At 59.3% G+C, this 17435-nt stretch carries 12 protein-coding genes; 3 read left to right on the top strand and 9 right to left on the bottom strand.

The annotated features are described in order from the left end of the window. Positions 1-60 precede the first annotated feature (60 nt). Positions 61-1038: a GTPase gene (gene yjiA / locus ACIQVE_RS05360; RefSeq protein WP_402805271.1), complete on the top strand. Its 978-nt coding sequence runs from the start codon at positions 61-63 to the stop codon at positions 1036-1038. Between the two features lie 104 nt (positions 1039-1142). Here yjiA and ACIQVE_RS05355 read toward each other — a convergent pair whose 3' ends face one another. The 5 genes from ACIQVE_RS05355 to morA all read right to left on the bottom strand — a co-directional run bounded on the left by ACIQVE_RS05355 (position 1143) and on the right by morA (position 9599). Beyond that, positions 1143-1853: a GntR family transcriptional regulator gene (locus ACIQVE_RS05355; RefSeq protein ID WP_402805269.1), complete on the bottom strand. Its 711-nt coding sequence runs from the start codon at positions 1851-1853 to the stop codon at positions 1143-1145. A gap of 24 nt (positions 1854-1877) precedes the next feature. Next, on the bottom strand, positions 1878-2582 hold the full coding sequence (locus tag ACIQVE_RS05350) for a FadR/GntR family transcriptional regulator (RefSeq protein ID WP_402805266.1): 705 nt from the start codon (positions 2580-2582) through the stop codon (positions 1878-1880). An 83-nt stretch (positions 2583-2665) separates the two neighbouring features. Continuing rightward, positions 2666-3979 carry a C4-dicarboxylate transporter DctA gene (locus ACIQVE_RS05345; RefSeq protein WP_402805263.1) on the bottom strand — a complete coding sequence of 438 codons (1314 nt, stop codon included), beginning with the start codon at positions 3977-3979 and terminating at the stop codon, positions 2666-2668. 278 nt (positions 3980-4257) lie between these two features. Continuing rightward, on the bottom strand, positions 4258-5511 hold the full coding sequence (gene glyA, locus ACIQVE_RS05340; protein ID WP_402805261.1) for a serine hydroxymethyltransferase: 1254 nt from the start codon (positions 5509-5511) through the stop codon (positions 4258-4260). A 239-nt stretch (positions 5512-5750) separates the two neighbouring features. Further along, a complete protein-coding gene (gene morA / locus ACIQVE_RS05335) occupies positions 5751-9599 on the bottom strand; it encodes a cyclic di-GMP receptor MorA (RefSeq protein WP_402805259.1) in 3849 nt (1282 codons plus the stop codon). A gap of 294 nt (positions 9600-9893) precedes the next feature. On the opposite strand from morA, the gene ettA reads away from it, so the two are divergent. Together ettA and gdhA are read left to right on the top strand one after the other, a co-directional pair. Beyond that, entirely contained in the window at positions 9894-11558 is a 1665-nt protein-coding gene (gene ettA / locus ACIQVE_RS05330; RefSeq protein WP_187679258.1) for an energy-dependent translational throttle protein EttA, read from the top strand. Positions 11559-12003: 445 nt separating this feature from the next. Further along, on the top strand, positions 12004-13341 hold the full coding sequence (gene gdhA / locus ACIQVE_RS05325) for an NADP-specific glutamate dehydrogenase (RefSeq protein ID WP_402805256.1): 1338 nt from the start codon (positions 12004-12006) through the stop codon (positions 13339-13341). On the opposite strand, the gene ACIQVE_RS05320 is transcribed toward gdhA, so the two are convergent. The 4 genes from ACIQVE_RS05320 to ACIQVE_RS05305 all read right to left on the bottom strand — a co-directional run bounded on the left by ACIQVE_RS05320 (position 13338) and on the right by ACIQVE_RS05305 (position 17104). Next, positions 13338-13832, bottom strand: a complete 495-nt coding sequence (locus ACIQVE_RS05320; protein WP_402805254.1) for a GreA/GreB family elongation factor — start codon at positions 13830-13832, stop codon at positions 13338-13340. The genes gdhA and ACIQVE_RS05320 overlap by 4 nt on opposite strands. Positions 13833-13902: 70 nt before the next feature. Next, positions 13903-14259, bottom strand: a complete 357-nt coding sequence (locus ACIQVE_RS05315; protein ID WP_402805252.1) for a hypothetical protein — start codon at positions 14257-14259, stop codon at positions 13903-13905. A 215-nt stretch (positions 14260-14474) separates the two neighbouring features. After that, a complete protein-coding gene (locus ACIQVE_RS05310; protein WP_402805249.1) occupies positions 14475-16328 on the bottom strand; it encodes a DUF4105 domain-containing protein in 1854 nt (617 codons plus the stop codon). A gap of 287 nt (positions 16329-16615) precedes the next feature. Beyond that, complete coding sequence (locus ACIQVE_RS05305; protein WP_402805247.1) at positions 16616-17104, bottom strand: DUF3015 domain-containing protein; 489 nt, start codon at positions 17102-17104, stop codon at positions 16616-16618. Between the last annotated feature and the right edge of the window lie 331 nt (positions 17105-17435).

The following is a 17435-nucleotide window of genomic DNA, read 5'->3' as shown; positions in this document are numbered from 1 at the left end:
GCAGGCTGGCTCCCACATTTGTTTTGTGTTGTTCATTCATTTTGTGAAGGAGAAAGTGTTTTGTCCTCTCCCATCCCGGTCACGGTGCTCAGCGGTTTCCTCGGTGCCGGCAAGACCACGTTGTTGCGTCATATATTGAAAGCCGAGCACGGCCTGAAAATCGCCGTGATCGAAAACGAATTCAGCGATGCCGGTATCGACACCCAGTTGCTGGGTGACGAACCTGTGCAAGTCATGACCCTGGCCAACGGCTGCGTCTGCTGCACCATCCACACCGATCTGACCAAAGCCTTGTACCTGCTGCTCGAGCGACTGGACAGTGGCGAGATCGCCTTCGACCGCTTGGTGATCGAATGCACCGGTCTGGCGGATCCTGCGCCAGTGGCGCAGACTTTTTTCATCGACGAAGAACTGCGCGAGCGTTACCTGCTCGACGGCATCATCACCTTGGTCGATGCCGCCCATGCCGACGTGCACCTGACCCAGACCATCGCTCAGGCGCAGATCGGTTTTGCCGACCGCTTGCTGGTGAGCAAAACCGATCTGGTGGACGAAGCCACGTTCAACGCGCTGAGCGAGCGTCTGACCCGAATCAACCGCCGTGCGCCGATCCGCGTGGTCGAGCATGGCAACATCGATCTGGCCGAATTGCTTGATGTGCGTGGCTTCAATCTCAATGCCGATCTCGGCGGGGGGCTGAGTCTGCGTCCGGTGAGCAAAGCGCCCTCGATCGATCGCATCTCCAGCCTGGTCCTGCGTACCGATCAGCCGCTGGATATCGATCAGCTCAGCGAGTTCATGAATGAATTGCTGGAAGAACATGGCAAGCAATTGCTGCGTTACAAAGGCGTGCTGAGCATTGTCGGCGAAGATCGGCGGTTGGTATTCCAAGGCGTACTGAAACTCTACGGCTTCGACTGGGACACCGAATGGGCCGAGGGCGAAAAGCGCGACAGTGTGATTGTGTTTATTGCCGATGATTTGCCGGAAGAGAAGATTCGGGCAGGGTTTGCGCGAGTGGCTGCGCAGCAGAGCTGAATTTTTCGGTGGATGGAAAGGCCTCTTCGCGAGCAAGCTCGCTCCCACATTTGATCGAGTTGATGCAGATCCACTGTGGGAGCGAGCTTGCTCGCGAAGGCGATTTAGCCGACAACACAATGCCCAAGGGTTGAACTCAGCAAAGCCTGCTCCAACTTATCTAGATGGTGATTCATCAGCATCACCGCTTTCGTGGCATCCCCACACTCCACCGCCTCAACAATCGCCAAATGCTCCCGCCATGCACAACAACTGCGGGTCGATCCAGCACACCGCGCAATTGCCAGTGACGTCAGCGGCACCAGGCTGCCAAGAAAATGCGTCAACGGTGCATTCCCCGCCATCCGCGCCAACTGCAGATGAAACTCCCCGGACAAGCGAATCGCTGTGCCTCGTCGATCCTGCTCCACGGCCTGACGCTCGCGCTCGATCAAGGCTCGCAGACGTTTCAAGCCTTCAGCCTGTGGGCGCTGGCAAGCCAGGCGCACCAGCGTGCTTTCCGTCAGCCGTCGTGCATGCAAAGTCTGCCGCGTCTGCTCCGCATCCGGCGCTGCCACTCGCGGCCGATGATTGGCACGCAACACAATGACTTGCTCGTTACAAAGCTGCGTCAGTACCCGGCGAACATCTGCGCGGCTGGCGCCGAACATTTGCTTGAGGCTGTCTTCGTTGAAGCGGCTGGTCGGGTCGATGCGCTGCTCCAGAATCGCGTCGAACAGGCGCGGATACAGATCATTTACCGGCGCGCGCAGGTGGGAGAAGGGCTGGGCGGCTGACATCTGGCGAGGGTGCGACGGCGTGGCAAGGCTGTTCATGGCCGGTCTCCAGTGTGAAGAAATTCAGTTGCTCAAGTGATCGTCCGGAATGTTCATCTCGATGCCCATCCGCTGCGCCTCACGCAAAATGTGGCGGCGCATTTCGGCACTGGCCTGCGCGCTGTTTTTGCTACGAATCGCTCGGACCACGGCTTCGTTTTCTTCCAGCCGTTCGGCCAGATGCTCCGGGGAATTGCGCAGCACTTCGGCGCTTTGCTTGAGGGCGTTGCTGGTCTGTTGCACCACGCTCTGAAAGATCGGGTTGGAGGTCAGGTTGAACAGCTCTTCGTGGAAAGCGATGTACGCGCTGACCCCAGCTTCACTGTCGCTGGCCTCAAGGGCTTCGCGCATGTCCATCAGAGTCAGGCGCAACTGGCCGACTTCCTTGCTGCTGATCGACTGCGCGACCAGGCCGACGATGAACGGCTCAAGGGTGTAGCGCAGTTGCAGCACGTCTTCGAGACTGGCACCGGCCACCGCGCTGTCGTGGCTCTGGCTGTCGCTCAATTGCGCGTCGAGCACCACCACGCCTTTGCCCGGCATCGAGCGCACGAGGCCGAGTGTTTCGAGGACGATCACCGCTTCGCGCAGGCTCGGGCGGCTGATGCCCAGTTGTTCGGCCAGTTCGCGCTGGCCCGGCAACATGTCGCCGGAGCGCCACTGACCCCGGGCCAGTGCGGCGCGGAGTTTTTCTACGACTGAGTTGACGACGGTGGATGTGGTAATCACTTGTCTTGCTCCATGTGCCTGCCTGAGTTGCCGCCGGCCAGATCAAACGATCGAAGCCAGCGACAAGCCGGGCAGGATTGAAATCAGAACTCCTGTTGGTGCGCCGGAGTTGCTGTTTTACGCGGTTGAAAGGTGTAGCCCTGCTGGCCGCTAAGTACTTTGTTTGCTCGTTGTACGTCGATGTCTTTTTCCCAGCGGGCAATGGCCACGGTGGCGACGCAGTTGCCGATCAGGTTGGTCAGCGCCCGGCCGATGCCCATGAACCAGTCCACCGCCAGCACCAACACCAGACCGACCACCGGAATTGCCGGGATCGCCGTCAACGTCGCCGCCAGAATCACCAATGCCGATCCGGGAATGCCGTGAGCGCCTTTTGAGGTGATCAGCGACACCAGCAGAATCGTCAGCAAATCAGACATGGCCAGCGGTGTGCCGGTGGCGTTGGCGATGAAGACAATGGCCAGGGTCAGGTAGATCGAAAAACCGTCGAGGTTGAACGAATATCCGGTGGGAATCACCAGCCCGACCGTCGAGCTGCCGATGCCGAGGTGTTCCAGTTTGCGCATGATCTGTGGCAGCACCGCGTCGGACGATGCCGTGCCCATGACGATCAGCAACTCTTCGCGCAGGTACTTGAGCAGCGGCCACATGCGCAGGCCGGACGCACGCATCACCAGGCCCAGAATCACGCTGACGAACGCGATGCAGGTCAGGTAGAACAAGCCGACCAGACTGCCCAGATGTTGCAGCGAATCGATGCCATATTTGCTGGTGGTGAAGGCGATGGCGCCGAACACGCCAATCGGCGCCAGACGCACGATCATGCCCATGATCCGGAAGATCACATGGCTCAGTTCGTTGATCAGCCGCGAGATCCCGGAAGCCGCTTCACCGACCAGATTCAACGCGCTGCCGAACAGTACCGAGAACAGCAGCACTTGCAGAATGTTGTTCTCGGCAAAGGCGCCGATCACCGACGTCGGGATCAGGTCCATGAGGAACTGCGTGGTGCTGTGCATGTGCTGGCCGCGTTCGGCGAGGTCGCCCATGTCGGCTGTGGACAGTTGCTCCAGATGGATATTCGCGCCGCTGCCAATGCCGGTGCTGAAGGCGAACACCAGGCCGATCACCAACGCGAGGGTGGTCAGCACTTCAAAGTAGATAACCGATTTGAGGCCGATGCGACCGACCTTCTTCAGGTCGCCCGCGCCACTGATGCCGCTGACCACCACGCAGAACACGATCAGGCCGATGAGCATCTTGATCAGTTTGATAAAGCCGTCGCCGAGCGGTTTGAGCTGGGCCGAGTATTCCGGAAGGGTCAGCCCACAGACGATGCCGAGCACCAGTCCGAGAACCACTTGAAGGAAGATTGAACGCGAGCACCATCTGAGCATGGGAGGAATCCTGGTCGGTGTCCTGGCTGCCGTACGCGGGGCGTATCAGATTCAGGACTTAATTATTGTGGTCTTACCGGTATGTCCAGTGCAGGCGCAGTCTACGCTCGGGTTTTTCGGAATGACAAGTGAAAATCGACAAGTTGGCATGACCGGTCTGACCAGTTGGGCGCAATGCCCCGACCTTGAGCCATTGGTGGCGCGAGACTTTTTTCCATGCGAAAAAAAACCGGCCAATCACTTGGCCGGTTTTTCATGCTGCGGTTTTAACGTCGCAATTAAGCGCCGTACACCGGCAGTTTTTTGCAGATGGCTTTGACTTTCTCACGAACGGCGTCGATCACCGCTTCATTGTTCAGGTCAGCCAGGATGTCGCAGATCCAGCCGGCCAGCTCTTTGCACTCTGCTTCCTTGAAGCCACGAGTGGTCACAGCCGGAGTACCGAAGCGCAGGCCGGAGGTGACGAATGGCGAGCGTGGATCGTTAGGCACGGAGTTCTTGTTCACGGTGATGAACGCTTTGCCCAGAGCGGCGTCGGCGTCTTTACCGGAGATGTCTTGCTTGATCAGCGACAGCAGGAACAGGTGGTTCTTGGTACCACCGGACACTACGTCGAAACCGCGCTCGATGAACACTTCGGCCATGGCCTGGGCGTTTTTCACCACTTGTTGCTGGTAAGTCTTGAACTCAGGCTGCAGCGCTTCCTTGAAGCAGATCGCTTTGGCGGCGATCACGTGCTCCAGCGGGCCACCCTGGGCGCCCGGGAATACGGCGGAGTTGAGCTTCTTCTCGATGTCGGCGTTGGCGCGAGCCAGGATCAGACCGCCACGTGGACCGCGCAGGGTCTTGTGTGTGGTGGTGGTCACGACGTCAGCGAAAGGTACCGGGTTCGGGTAAACGCCAGCGGCAACCAGACCGGCCACGTGAGCCATGTCGACGAACAGGTAAGCGCCAACCTTGTCAGCGATTTCGCGGAAACGCGGGAAGTCCAGAATCTGCGAGTAGGCAGAGAAACCGGCCACGATCATTTTCGGCTTGTGCTCAACTGCCAGACGCTCGACTTCGTCGTAGTCGATCAGGCCGTTGGCGTCGATGCCGTACTGGATAGCGTTGTACAGCTTGCCGGAGGAGGAAACGCTGGCGCCGTGGGTCAGGTGACCACCGTGGGCCAGGCTCATGCCCAGAATGGTGTCGCCACCCTGCAGCAGAGCCAGGTAAACAGCAGCGTTGGCTTGCGAACCCGCGTGCGGCTGAACGTTGGCGTAATCGGCGCCGAACAGTTCTTTGGCACGATCAATTGCAAGCTGCTCAACGATATCGACGTACTCGCAACCACCGTAGTAGCGCTTGCCCGGATAACCTTCGGCGTATTTGTTGGTCAATACCGAGCCTTGAGCTTCCATCACCGCTGGGCTGGTGTAGTTTTCCGAAGCGATCAGCTCAATGTGCTCTTCCTGGCGCACGGCTTCTTGCTCCATGGCGGCAAAGAGATCGGCGTCGTACTTGGCAATAGTCAAATCACGGCTGAACATGGCGGTCCTCAAGGATCGGGGGCAGAAAAGGGGGGCATTCTAACCCAATGGGTTTTGGATGGCATATGAAACGACATCATGTCGCAGACAAGTGGCTTTCATGACCGATGTGTGGTGCTTTGGCCGGCCCCTTCGCGAGCAAGCTCGCTCCCACATTAACCGAGGCAAATCTTCGATTTTGTGATCGACATCAATTCCTGTGGGAGCGAGCTTGCTCGCGAAGACAACACCACAAAACTTCAGTCAAACATGAACAGCGCATCATTGCTGAACTGCGCCTCAAACCGCCCCGCCGGCATCGGTCGCCCGAACAGATAACCCTGCACTTCATCGCAGCCATGCTCACGCAGGAAGTCCAGTTGTTCATGGGTTTCCACGCCCTCGGCGATCACCGCCAGATTCAGGCTGTGAGCCATGGCGATGATGGCGCGGGCGATCTGCGCGTCCTGCTCGCCGGAAGGCAGGCCATCGACGAACGTTCGGTCGATTTTCAGCACGTCGATCGGGAACTGCTTGAGGTAGTTCAGCGATGAATAACCAGTGCCGAAGTCATCAACCGCGATGCTCAGACCGAGGTTTTTCAGTCCCGCGAGAATCTGCATCGCCTCGCTGACTTCACGCATCAGGATACTTTCGGTCAGCTCCAGCTCCAGACATGCCGGTGGCAGGCCGGTTTCGCGCAGGATCGTGGCGATCCGCGTGCCGAGCTGGCCGTCGGAGAACTGCCGCGCCGAGATGTTCACCGAGACCTTCGGCACGCGCACACGGTTCTGGTGCCAGGTCTTGAGCTGACGGCACGCCTCGCTGATCACCCAGTCGCCGACGTCCACCACCAGCCCGAGTTCTTCCAGTACCGGAATAAAATCACCCGGCGGCACCAGCCCGCGACGCGGATGGCGCCAGCGCAGCAGGGCTTCGGCGCCGGTGAGGCGTTTGCCGTCGCCGCTGAATTGCGGTTGGTAATACAGGACGAATTCGTCTTGTTCCAAGGCATGGCGCAGGTCGCTTTCCAGCTCCAGACGCTCCAGTGCACTGGCGTTCATGTCGGCCTGATAGAACTGGAAGTTGTTCTTGCCGCGCTCTTTGGCGTGGTACATCGCGGTGTCGGCGTTCTTCATCAACTGGCTCAGTTCGTTGCCGTCCTGCGGGCTCAGGGCGATGCCGATACTCGCGGTGACAAAGAACTCACGACCTTCAAGCACGAACGGTCGCACCAGACTGGCGAGAATCTGCTCGGCCACATGAATCGCCCGGTTCAGCGCCAGTTCGCGGCTGGAGCGATGTTGCAGCAGCAGGGTGAATTCATCGCCGCCCATGCGCGCCACGGTGTCGTCATCGTCGACGCAGGCCAGCAGGCGCGTGGCCATGTCTTTCAACATGCGGTCGCCGGCGGCGTGGCCGAGGGAGTCGTTGATCGGTTTGAAACGGTCGAGGTCGAGGAACATCAACACCACCCACGACTTCTGCCGCTCAGCCGATTGCAGTGCGGTGTGCAGACGATCCTGGAACAACGTGCGGTTCGGCAGATGGGTCAGGGCGTCGTAGTAGGCGAGGCGGTGAATCCGCTGCTCGCTTGCCTTGCGCTCGCTAATGTCACTGAAGAAACACACGTAACTGGCCAGATCGCCCTCGTCGTCGAGCACCGCGGTGATGCCGACCCACGCCGGGTAATGCTCGCCGTTACGGCGTTTGAGCCAGACTTCTCCCTCCCAGGTGCTGTGCTGATGCAACTGCTTGAGCACGTAACGCAGGTGCGCGTCCTGTTGTTCGTCGACGGTGAGCATGTTCGGTAACTGGTCGAGGACTTCGGCCACCGCGTAACCGCTGACCCGGCTGAAGGCTTCGTTGGCCTGGACGATATAGCCGGCCGGGTCGGTGATCAGGATCGCCGAAGTCGAATGTTCGAAAACCGTGGCGGCCATGCGCAGGTCTTTTTCGGCGCGGCGCTGCTGGCTGATGTCGCGGCCGACGCCCAGCACGCCTTCGAACGCACCGTGTTCGTCCCACACCAGTACCAGACGCAACTCGATCGGGATCTTGCGGCCGTCGGCGCGCAGGCAGTCGAACAGGAACAGTTGCGTCTGCACCTGGTTGCGCAACTGCGTCAGTTGTTCGGGGTTGTCGAGGGCCTTGCTGACCCGATCCATCAAACCGTAGACCCCGCTCAGTTGCTGCGGGTTGGCGATGGTCGATTGCCAGCCGTTCTGGAAAATCCACTCGGCGTCGTAGCCCAGCACCGCTTGTACCGAGGGGCTGACATAGTTCAGCGACAGCTTGCTGTCGGTGGAGAAGATCACGTCGCTGATGCTCTCGGCGAGCATGCGGTAGCGCTGCTCGCTGTTGCGCAGGGATTCGCTGGCCTCGATCTGCTCGGTTATGTCCTTGGCCACGCCGATGATCCGCGTGACCTGATCGTGTTTGTCGCGGGCCAGTGCCTGTTCACGGATATCGAAGCGCCGCCACTCGCCATCTCGATGGCGGAAGCGCAACTGACATTGCAGCAACTGGCTGTAACCGGCGTGGCGTTGCATCTGCCGCGAGCGATGGTAGTAGTCGGCATCTTCCGGGTGCAGCAGGATTTCCCAGAAATACTCGCCCATCTGATGCAGTTCGCTGCGGTTGTAACCGAGCGTCTGGCCGAGGTGGTGGTTGCTGAAAATCATCCGCTGGCTGATCACGTCCTGCACGTACAGATGATCCGGCACGGTACGCACCACGTCCGACCAGAAACCTTCACGCTCCAGCAGTGACAGCTCAATCAGTTTGCGGCTGGTGATGTCGTTGATGCTGAGGATCACCGCTTTGTAGTCATGCTGTTCGGTCGGCAGGCGCAGCACCATCCACAGGTGTTGATCGCGGCCGTTGATGTCCGGCAGTTTGATTTCCAGTTCCAGCTGCTTTTGCTGTTGCAGCACGGCATCCAGAATCTGATTGCCGATCGCACAGTGACGGTGCGGGTGGCCGTCGATCAACAGTTGCCAGGCGTCGTCACAGGAATTGACATTGAGCAGTTGCAGGGCCACCTGATTGACCTCGGTGACGCGCAGTTCCTGGAGCAATTGCTGGCGCTGTTGCGGCTGATCGAGCCAGGCCTTGAGTTGATCGCTGGTCTGGATCTGGAACTTGTCGAAAAATTGCTTGAGACCGGACAGGTCGAGCACGCAGAGGGCCACGCCGGTGCCTTCGAAAATATCCTGATAGCGTCGACGACCTTCATGCAGTTGGCGCTGACGGCGGCGCATGTTCAGCAGGGCGATCACCGGTAGCATCGAGAAGGCCAGGCCCAGCAGGCATTTGCCGATGAACGCCGGCAGCAACTCTTCCAGCACCCGTTGACGGTCGAACAGGCCGCGCAATTGCCAGTCGCTGCTGCTCAGCGGCACCGTGAGCACGGTGTTGGCCAGATCATCCGGGCTCAGCACGCCGGGCTTGGCCGACGACAGTGCCTCGTCGCGGCTGATGATCTGATGGTTGAGGCGGTTTTCCACCAGCCACAGTGGACGCAGGCCGGTTTCACTTTGTTTGGTCAGCGAGTCGAAGAAGGTCGGCGTCAGGCGCAAGACCCAGTAGCCGCGCGTGTTGCCGCTGGCCTGATGCAGCAGCAGGTGCACGAGAGAGCCGTCGTCGGCGTTGCTGAAGTAGTGCGCCTGGGAGCGGCTTCGGCGCACCAGTTCAGTCAGGTAGTCGGCGTCGGAACTGTCCGCTGCGCTGTCACTGATAATTCTGCCGGAAGGGCTGAGCAGCGCCATGCTGCGCAGATCGGGCAACGATTGCTGGAGCTTGCGCAGCAACGCCTGCTGTTCGTCGGCTGACTGCGGCTGTTCGACGATCGGTAGAAGATTGAGCGCGATTTGCGCGTTCAACGCCATGTTCAGGCTGACCTGCGAAGCGAGGTCGGCGGTGTAATCGATGGTGTACTGGCGCTGGTTTTTCTGGGTTTCGCGCAATTGGTCGAGCAATTGCCAGAACAGCAACGCCAGCAGCAAAAGCACGAGTGTCGCCAGCGCACCCTTTAATGTTCCGCGCAGGGGCGAGCCGGGCGCCGGTTGGGTGCTGCTCACAGAGGCTGGCGGAGTGACTTTGGACAAGCTGGAATCCTGCGGTCTGGCTGGACTGGCGCGACATGCACTATAAGCCGGACGCCCGAAGGGCGGCTAGCATGCCTTGAGTTGTGGCGAAGTGCCAGCCCTGCGCGGCTGGACTGCCACCGGTCATTAAGGTAGCTTTGCCGGTTACGCGGGAGCGTTCCAGCTCCTAGACTCAGGTTTTTTTAGCGCGCACGCCTTGATGGCCATCAAGTGATCAAGTGAACGACGCGCATCGGCCTGGCCGGGCATCGCCTGCGCTCCAATCATTCATCTGTCACTGACCCAAGGTTCTCCATGGCTCAATACGTATTCACCATGCATCGGCTGGGCAAAGTTGTTCCGCCGAAGCGGGAAATTCTCAAAAACATTTCGCTGTCCTTCTTCCCCGGCGCCAAGATCGGCGTGCTCGGCCTTAATGGTTCGGGTAAATCCACGCTGCTGAAAATCATGGCCGGCGTCGACACCGAGTTCGAGGGCGAAGCCCGTCCGATGCCGGACCTGAACATCGGTTATCTGCCGCAAGAGCCACAGCTTGATCCGACCAAGACCGTGCGTGAAGTGGTCGAGGAAGCGGTCAGTGTGATCAAGAACGCCCAGGCGCGCCTGGACGAAGTCTACGCGGCTTACGCTGAAGAAGACGCCGACTTCGACAAACTGGCGGCTGAACAGGCCAAGCTCGAAGCGATCCTGCAAGCCAGCGACGGCCACAACCTGGACCGTCAACTGGAAGTCGCCGCCGACGCGCTGCGTCTGCCTGCCTGGGATGCCAAGGTCGAATTCCTCTCCGGTGGTGAAAAGCGTCGTGTGGCCCTGTGCCGTCTGCTGCTGTCCGCTCCGGACATGCTGCTGCTCGACGAACCAACCAACCACTTGGACGCTGACTCCGTGGCGTGGCTGGAGCACTTCCTGCACGACTTCCCGGGCACCGTGGTCGCGATTACGCACGACCGTTACTTCCTGGATAACGTTGCTGGCTGGATTCTGGAGCTCGACCGCGGCGCGGGCATTCCTTACGAAGGCAACTATTCGGGTTGGCTTGAAGCCAAGTCCGATCGTCTGGCTGCCGAATCCAAGCAGCAGTCGGCTCACGAAAAAGCCATGAAAGAAGAATTGGAGTGGGTGCGCAAAGGCGCCAAGGCCCGCCAGTCGAAATCCAAGGCTCGTCTGCAACGCTTCGAAGAAATGCAATCGCAGGAATTCCAGAAGCGTTCGGAAACCAACGAAATCTACATCCCGGCCGGTCCGCGTCTGGGCGACAAGGTCATCGAATTCAAGAACGTCACCAAGGGCTACGGCGATCGCGTGTTGATCGACAACTTGTCGTTCTCGATGCCGAAGGGCGCCATCGTCGGCGTGATCGGCGGTAACGGTGCCGGTAAGTCGACCCTGTTCCGCATGTTGATGGGCAAGGAAACACCGGATTCGGGCAGCATCGAAGTCGGCGAAACCGTGCAACTGGCGTGCGTCGATCAGAGCCGCGAAGACCTCGACGGCAGCAAGACTGTGTTCCAGCAGATCTCCGACGGTTCCGACCAGATCCGCATCGGCAACTACGAGATCCCGTCGCGTACCTACGTCGGTCGCTTCAACTTCAAGGGCGGCGATCAGCAGAAGTTCGTCAAGGACCTGTCCGGTGGTGAGCGTGGTCGCTTGCACCTGGCGCTGACCCTGAAAGAGGGCGGCAACGTCCTGCTGCTCGACGAACCGTCCAACGACCTCGACGTTGAAACCCTGCGTTCGCTGGAAGAAGCCCTGCTGGACTTCCCGGGCGCCGCCATTGTGATCTCTCACGATCGGTGGTTCCTTGACCGCGTCGCGACCCACATCCTGGCGTACGAAGACGACTCGCAAGCGATCTTCTTCGAAGGTAACTACACCGAGTACGAAGCCGACCGCAAAAAGCGTCTCGGCGAAGCGGCTGCCCAGCCACACCGGGTACGCCACAAGAAACTGGCCTGATTAGGGTTGGTTGCATGAAAAGCGGAGCCTTCGGGCTCCGTTTTTTTTGCCTGGGTTTTTCAGGGATACCGAGGTGGATTCATCGCTGGCAAGCCAGCTCCCACAGGGTTTTGTGTGGAAGCGGGGGTCTTTGCTCCACCTCAGTCCACTGTGGGAACTGGATAGCCAAGTCCCTCAGGGTTTTGTGTGGAGGCCGGGGTCCTTGTTTCACCGCTGTTCACTGTGGGGCTGGCTTGCCAGCGATAGCGGTATTACGGGTGGTGCATAACGAGAATTTGATCACCCCATTCAGATGCAAAGCCGATCCAGAAATCCGCCTGATTTATATCCTGTGCACCATTTAATTTCATAATAGCGACATTTCAATCTATTCCTGTATGCAATTCCTTTGCTACAGTCCGGCTCAATCTCTTCCAACGACAATAAATTTGCCGAGACTTTTCCCATGATTGAATCCGTCGAATCCTTCCTCGCACGCCTGAAACAACGCGACCCGGATCAACCCGAATTCCACCAGGCCGTCGAAGAAGTCCTGCGCAGTCTGTGGCCTTTTCTTGAGGCCAATCCGCATTACCTGACCTCGGGGATTCTGGAGCGCATCTGTGAGCCGGAGCGGGCGGTGGTGTTTCGGGTGTCGTGGGTCGACGATCAGGGCAAGGTTCAGGTCAACCGCGGTTTCCGTATCCAGATGAACAGCGCCATCGGTCCCTACAAGGGCGGCTTGCGTTTCCACCCATCGGTGAACATGGGCGTGTTGAAATTCCTCGCCTTCGAGCAGACCTTCAAGAACTCGCTGACCTCGTTGCCCATGGGCGGCGGCAAGGGCGGTTCGGACTTCGATCCGAAGGGCAAGAGTGACGCCGAAGTCATGCGTTTCTGCCAGGCGTTCATGAGCGAGCTGTATCGCCATATTGGCGCAGACGTTGACGTGCCTGCCGGTGATATCGGTGTTGGCGCGCGGGAAATCGGTTTCCTGTTCGGCCAGTACAAGCGCCTGAGCAACCAGTTCACCAGCGTGCTGACCGGCAAAGGCATGACCTACGGCGGCAGCCTGATTCGCCCGGAAGCCACCGGTTTTGGCTGCGTGTATTTTGCTGAAGAGATGCTCAAGCGCCGCGAGCAGACCGTTGAAGGCAAGCGCGTGGCGATCTCCGGCTCCGGCAACGTTGCCCAGTACGCGGCGCGCAAAGTCATGGATCTGGGCGGCAAGGTGATTTCCCTGTCCGACTCCGAAGGCACGTTGTATTGCGAAGCCGGGTTGAGCGAAGAACAGTGGCTGGCGCTGCTGGAACTGAAAAACGTCAAACGCGGGCGCATCAGCGAATTGGCGGCCGCCTTCGGTCTGGAGTTCCGCGCCAATCAGCTCCCTTGGTCGCTGCCCTGCGATATCGCGCTGCCGTGCGCCACGCAAAATGAACTCGGCGCCGAGTCTGCCCGCGTACTGCTGCGCAACGGCTGCGTATGTGTGGCCGAAGGCGCAAACATGCCGACCACTCTGGAGGCTGTGGATATCTTCATTGAAGCAGGGGTTCTGTTCGCACCGGGCAAGGCCTCAAATGCTGGCGGCGTGGCCGTGAGCGGTCTGGAGATGTCGCAGAACGCCATGCGCTTGCTGTGGACGGCGGGCGAGGTGGACAGCAAGTTGCACGCGATCATGCAGTCGATCCACCACGCCTGCGTGCATTACGGCGAAGAGAACGGGCTGATCAACTACGTCAAAGGTGCGAATATCGCCGGCTTCGTCAAAGTCGCCGATGCGATGCTGGCTCAGGGCGTGGTTTAAGCAGGATCGATTCGAATCACTTCAATCACCTGATCGCCGGCGGGGCGCTGCCACAGCACTTCATCGTTGAGCTGGGCGCCAAGCAGCGCCCGGCCCAAGGGTGAGCCCCAATTGATCAGGCCTTTGTTCGCATCGGCTTGATCTTCGCCGACCAGTTGCACCCGATGTTCAGTGTTGTGTTCGTCGGCGTAGGTGACCCAACTGCCGATCTGCACTGTGCTGGTGGACGTCGCAGCGACGGCAACCTGCGCGCTGCCCAGGCGTTGGTTGAAATAACGCAGATCCCGTTCGAGATCAGCCAGCCGTTGCTTGTCGGCCTGCTCACCCTTGGCCGATTGTTCAGCGTGCAGCGCTTGCAGCTCGGCGACTTTCGCCTGCAACTGTTCCAGACCCAGCTGTGTGACGTAATTGGGCTGCGCGCTGACCTGCCGTTCAACTGGCTGATCGGCTTGCGCGGCGGCGTTGTCTTCGTTGACGAAAGCACGGCTCATGGTGTCCTCCCCGTTAATGGGTTTGGCCATGCTCGCAGGGATTTGGTTTCATCGGATGTCTGCAAACGACCTATTGCGAGCGATAGGCCCGCGCGGCGCCCTGGTCTTTCTGCTGCTGCCAGGCGCGCTCGCGATCGTCCCAGTGTGCATTGCGATAGTCGTCGCGATCCTTGTTTTCCAGCATTGCCTGACACTGGCGAAAGCCGTCGGTCCAGCCTTCGGCGTATTGCTTGTCCTTGAGATAGCGCGGCACATTCTTGCGAAACTCGCCGCTGATTGATCCGGCGGCTTGCCGGCCGCTGACACAACCATCATCGAAACCGTCGGCGAAGGCCGGTGGATAACCCTTGGCGATCAAATCTTCGTGAGTGGTCTGGCAACCGCCCAGCGACAGCAAAATACCCAGCGAAACCGCACACCGCCACATCGCACTCTCCCGAGCCGGTTCTCGGCTGATAAGGAAAGTCTAGAAGGGGATTCATGAGGCGGTTGTCGAAGGCCTGTGAAAAATCCATTAACGCCACAGAACCAATGTGGGAGCGAGCTTGCTCGCGAAGGCGTCCTGTCAGGCAATCCAAGTATCGACTGATCCACCGCTTTCGCGAGCAAGCTCGCTCCCACAGGGGTGATGTGCGTCAGAGGTCAATAGTGATACCACTTCACCTCAAGCATCACTTCAGTCTCCGGCGTCGCCACATGACTGAACTCACGCTGCGCACTCAAGCGTAAACCCAGATTGCGCGACAACTCCCACTGCTGATTCAGGCTCAGGCTGCGGCGCACTTCGCCATTGATGAAGTAGTCACCTTTGGCCTCGAGGCTCAGGTTGCCCAGCGGATTCTTCCACAGCACGCCGGTATTGAAACCGGCAGCCGGGGAAACGAACTCGGCGAAGTCATTGTTGTGTTCGACGCGCACCGTGCCGAGGGCAAAACCGAGCACGTCTTCACCCAATTGCCACGTACCGCCACCACCGCCATTGACGTGGCTGACCAGGGTTTCGTCATCATGCTTGCCCGGCACGCGCTCAAGCCCGCCAGTCACTTGCCACGACAGTGGCTGCAGCAATTCATTACGCGGCGTCAGCGAGCGGATGGTCGCCAGATCCAGTTGCTGGAACTGCCAGTGATTGCCTTCGTACTGGCGCAACTTCATCTGCAGGATTTCGATCTGTGCACCGAGCGGGAAACTTTCGGCGTTGTCGTTGAGGTCGTGATACGCCATGCGCAAGCCGTACTCAGCGAACGCACGGTCGCCGCGAGTACCGAGCCCGGCCTGCCAGGTGCGTGACTCGTGGCCATCCTCCGGCAGGCCGGGACGAGGGATTTCCAGTTCCGGCGGCGGGTTTTTGTTGATGGCCCGCAGCAGTTCAAAGCTGCGCTGTGCCCGTTGCGGATCACGTTCCTGACCGTTGGCGCGATAGCGCTCCAGCCGATACGCCGCATCGATGATCAGCGCTTGCCGGTCGCGGGGCAGGGCCTGGAACGTTGGGGTTTGCAATTGCTGCTGATCAGCGCTGACTTTCAGCACCCAGTCCTGTTCCTCGCCAGTCAAAGGCTCGGCGCGGCTGAGCAGTTCACGCTCACGGGACGGGCGGTATTCGATGCTTTCCACCAGCCCCGCTTCTTTTACGGCTTTGACCGTGTCGGTGGGGATCGCCGTCAGCGGGAATTGTTCGGTCAGGCGAAGACTCGGCCGGGCCACTTGCAGCAGTTCGAGCAGGCGATAGGAGCAGTTTTCGTCGAAGAAAAAATAGTCGAACTGGATCTGCTTCAACTCCCACACATGCTCGACCATGCGCGCGGTTTCTTCCTGCGTCAGGTTGAGCCGGTACTCCCACAGATCGCGGTTTTCCAGGCTGCGGTATTCGGAGAGTTTTTCCTGATACGGCACCAGCGCAAACAGACCCGGATAGCCGCCCATCAAGCCTTTCCAGGCGTAGAGAATGCTGTTGTCCGAACCTTCGATATAGGCGCCGAAGTTGATCGCGTAACTGAGCAGCGAAGTCTTGTCGCTTTGTACGTCAGCCTGATCGATGCGCAGCAGCGTGTGGCCGAACATCGACGACGGGCTGTTGAGATAAGCCGCCGGGAAAATCATCACCGCGCTGTGTGGCGAGACGTCCTTGAACCACTTTTTGTACTCGGCGCACGCCGGCGCCGGCAGATCGGTCAGGTTGAGCTGCGCTTTCAACCAGCGGGTGCGGGCGGGATAAACGCATTGCGCGTGTTGCTCACCGAGACTGGCCGGGGCGTACAACGCCTGCACGGTGGCGGCCAGTTCATGCTCGGGGTGTTCATTGCCATCGGGCGCGAGAAAGAACTTCTTGTCGCTGACATAGCTGCGCCAGCCGCCGAGCTTGGCGGTTTCGTAATGACCGAGGGAAATCCAGAAGCGGTCGTTGGCCAGTTGCTGCAAACGTTGAGGATCGATGTTTGGCGCGGCGGACAGCGGGGCGCAGACACAGAGCGCCAGCCAGGCAAGGCGTTTGAGCATAGTCGGCAACTTAAGTCGAAAGAAAATAAAGGCCCAAGTGGAGGCTTTAGTCAAAAGGGAACAGATGGCAACCGATTCCCTGTGGCGAGGGGATTTATCCCCGATGGGCTGCGAAGCGGCCCCCAAACCTGCAAACCGCGGAGTATCAGATACACCGCATTGGATGGTTTCACGACTGCTACGCAGCCGATCGGGGATAAATCCCCTCGCCACAGGTTCAGCGTCACAATTGACTCATTGCACTCAAAATAAAACCCGCTCCCCGAAGGAAGCGGGCGGGGTCGAGCTTAAGCCTGCGTTGCGTACTTGGCCAGACGGGCGTCTGATTTCAGCACGGACAGGGTGTTGGTATGCACGTCTTCAGCGGTCACGTCAGCCTTGCTGAAGATCTGCTGGAAGTGCTCGTGAGTCACAGCAGCGAAGTGCGCACGGTCTTCCGGCGCCACGCCCAGTACCACGGCATAGGTCGTCAGCGCTTCGCCGTTGCCCTTGGCCATGTCTTCAGACAGCTCGTTCATCATGCCATTCATGGCAATCCAGGATTTGCCGCCATAGGTCAGCGACGCGTTAGTCGAGCAACCGTTGGTGCCGGAGGTCATACCAAACGTGGCGTTACCGGAAGTGCCGTTGGTGGTGGATGCCAGGAAGTGAGCCGGGGTGCCACGCTGACCTTCGAACAGCATGTTGCCCCAACCGCAATCCGGGCCGCCTGGAGCTTGCGCCATTGCGTTGATGGATACAGCGGTGAAGAGAGTACCGAGAAGAATCCGTTTCATAGCTTTTATCTCTTTATGTGCATACCAATGGACAGGGTTCTGGCTCCTAACGGTGCCAGTGGGCCGGTATTAGTTCCAGCCGCGCAGTTTGGAGTTTAGGCACGTTCCTGGGGTTCCGTGAGATTTTCCAAAATATTTGGAATAAACCCCGGTTTCAAGGGGGCGGGTCACGGGACGGGCGTTTGTCTATGCTTTGTCACATGGCGCGCCTTGCCAGTGGGGTACGGGCAGCGCCAGAATGCCGCTATCTGCCCCGCCTGATTGTTAAGGAAGCCCGATGCCTGATCCTGTTGCTGCCAGCTTGCGTCTAGCGCCCGAAGCGCTGACCCGT

This window comes from Pseudomonas sp. NPDC098747 (assembly GCF_044760045.1).
Taxonomy (GTDB): domain Bacteria; phylum Pseudomonadota; class Gammaproteobacteria; order Pseudomonadales; family Pseudomonadaceae; genus Aquipseudomonas.
The sequence above is the reverse complement of the archived record's forward strand: the minus strand, read 5'-3'. Positions and strand labels throughout refer to the sequence as shown.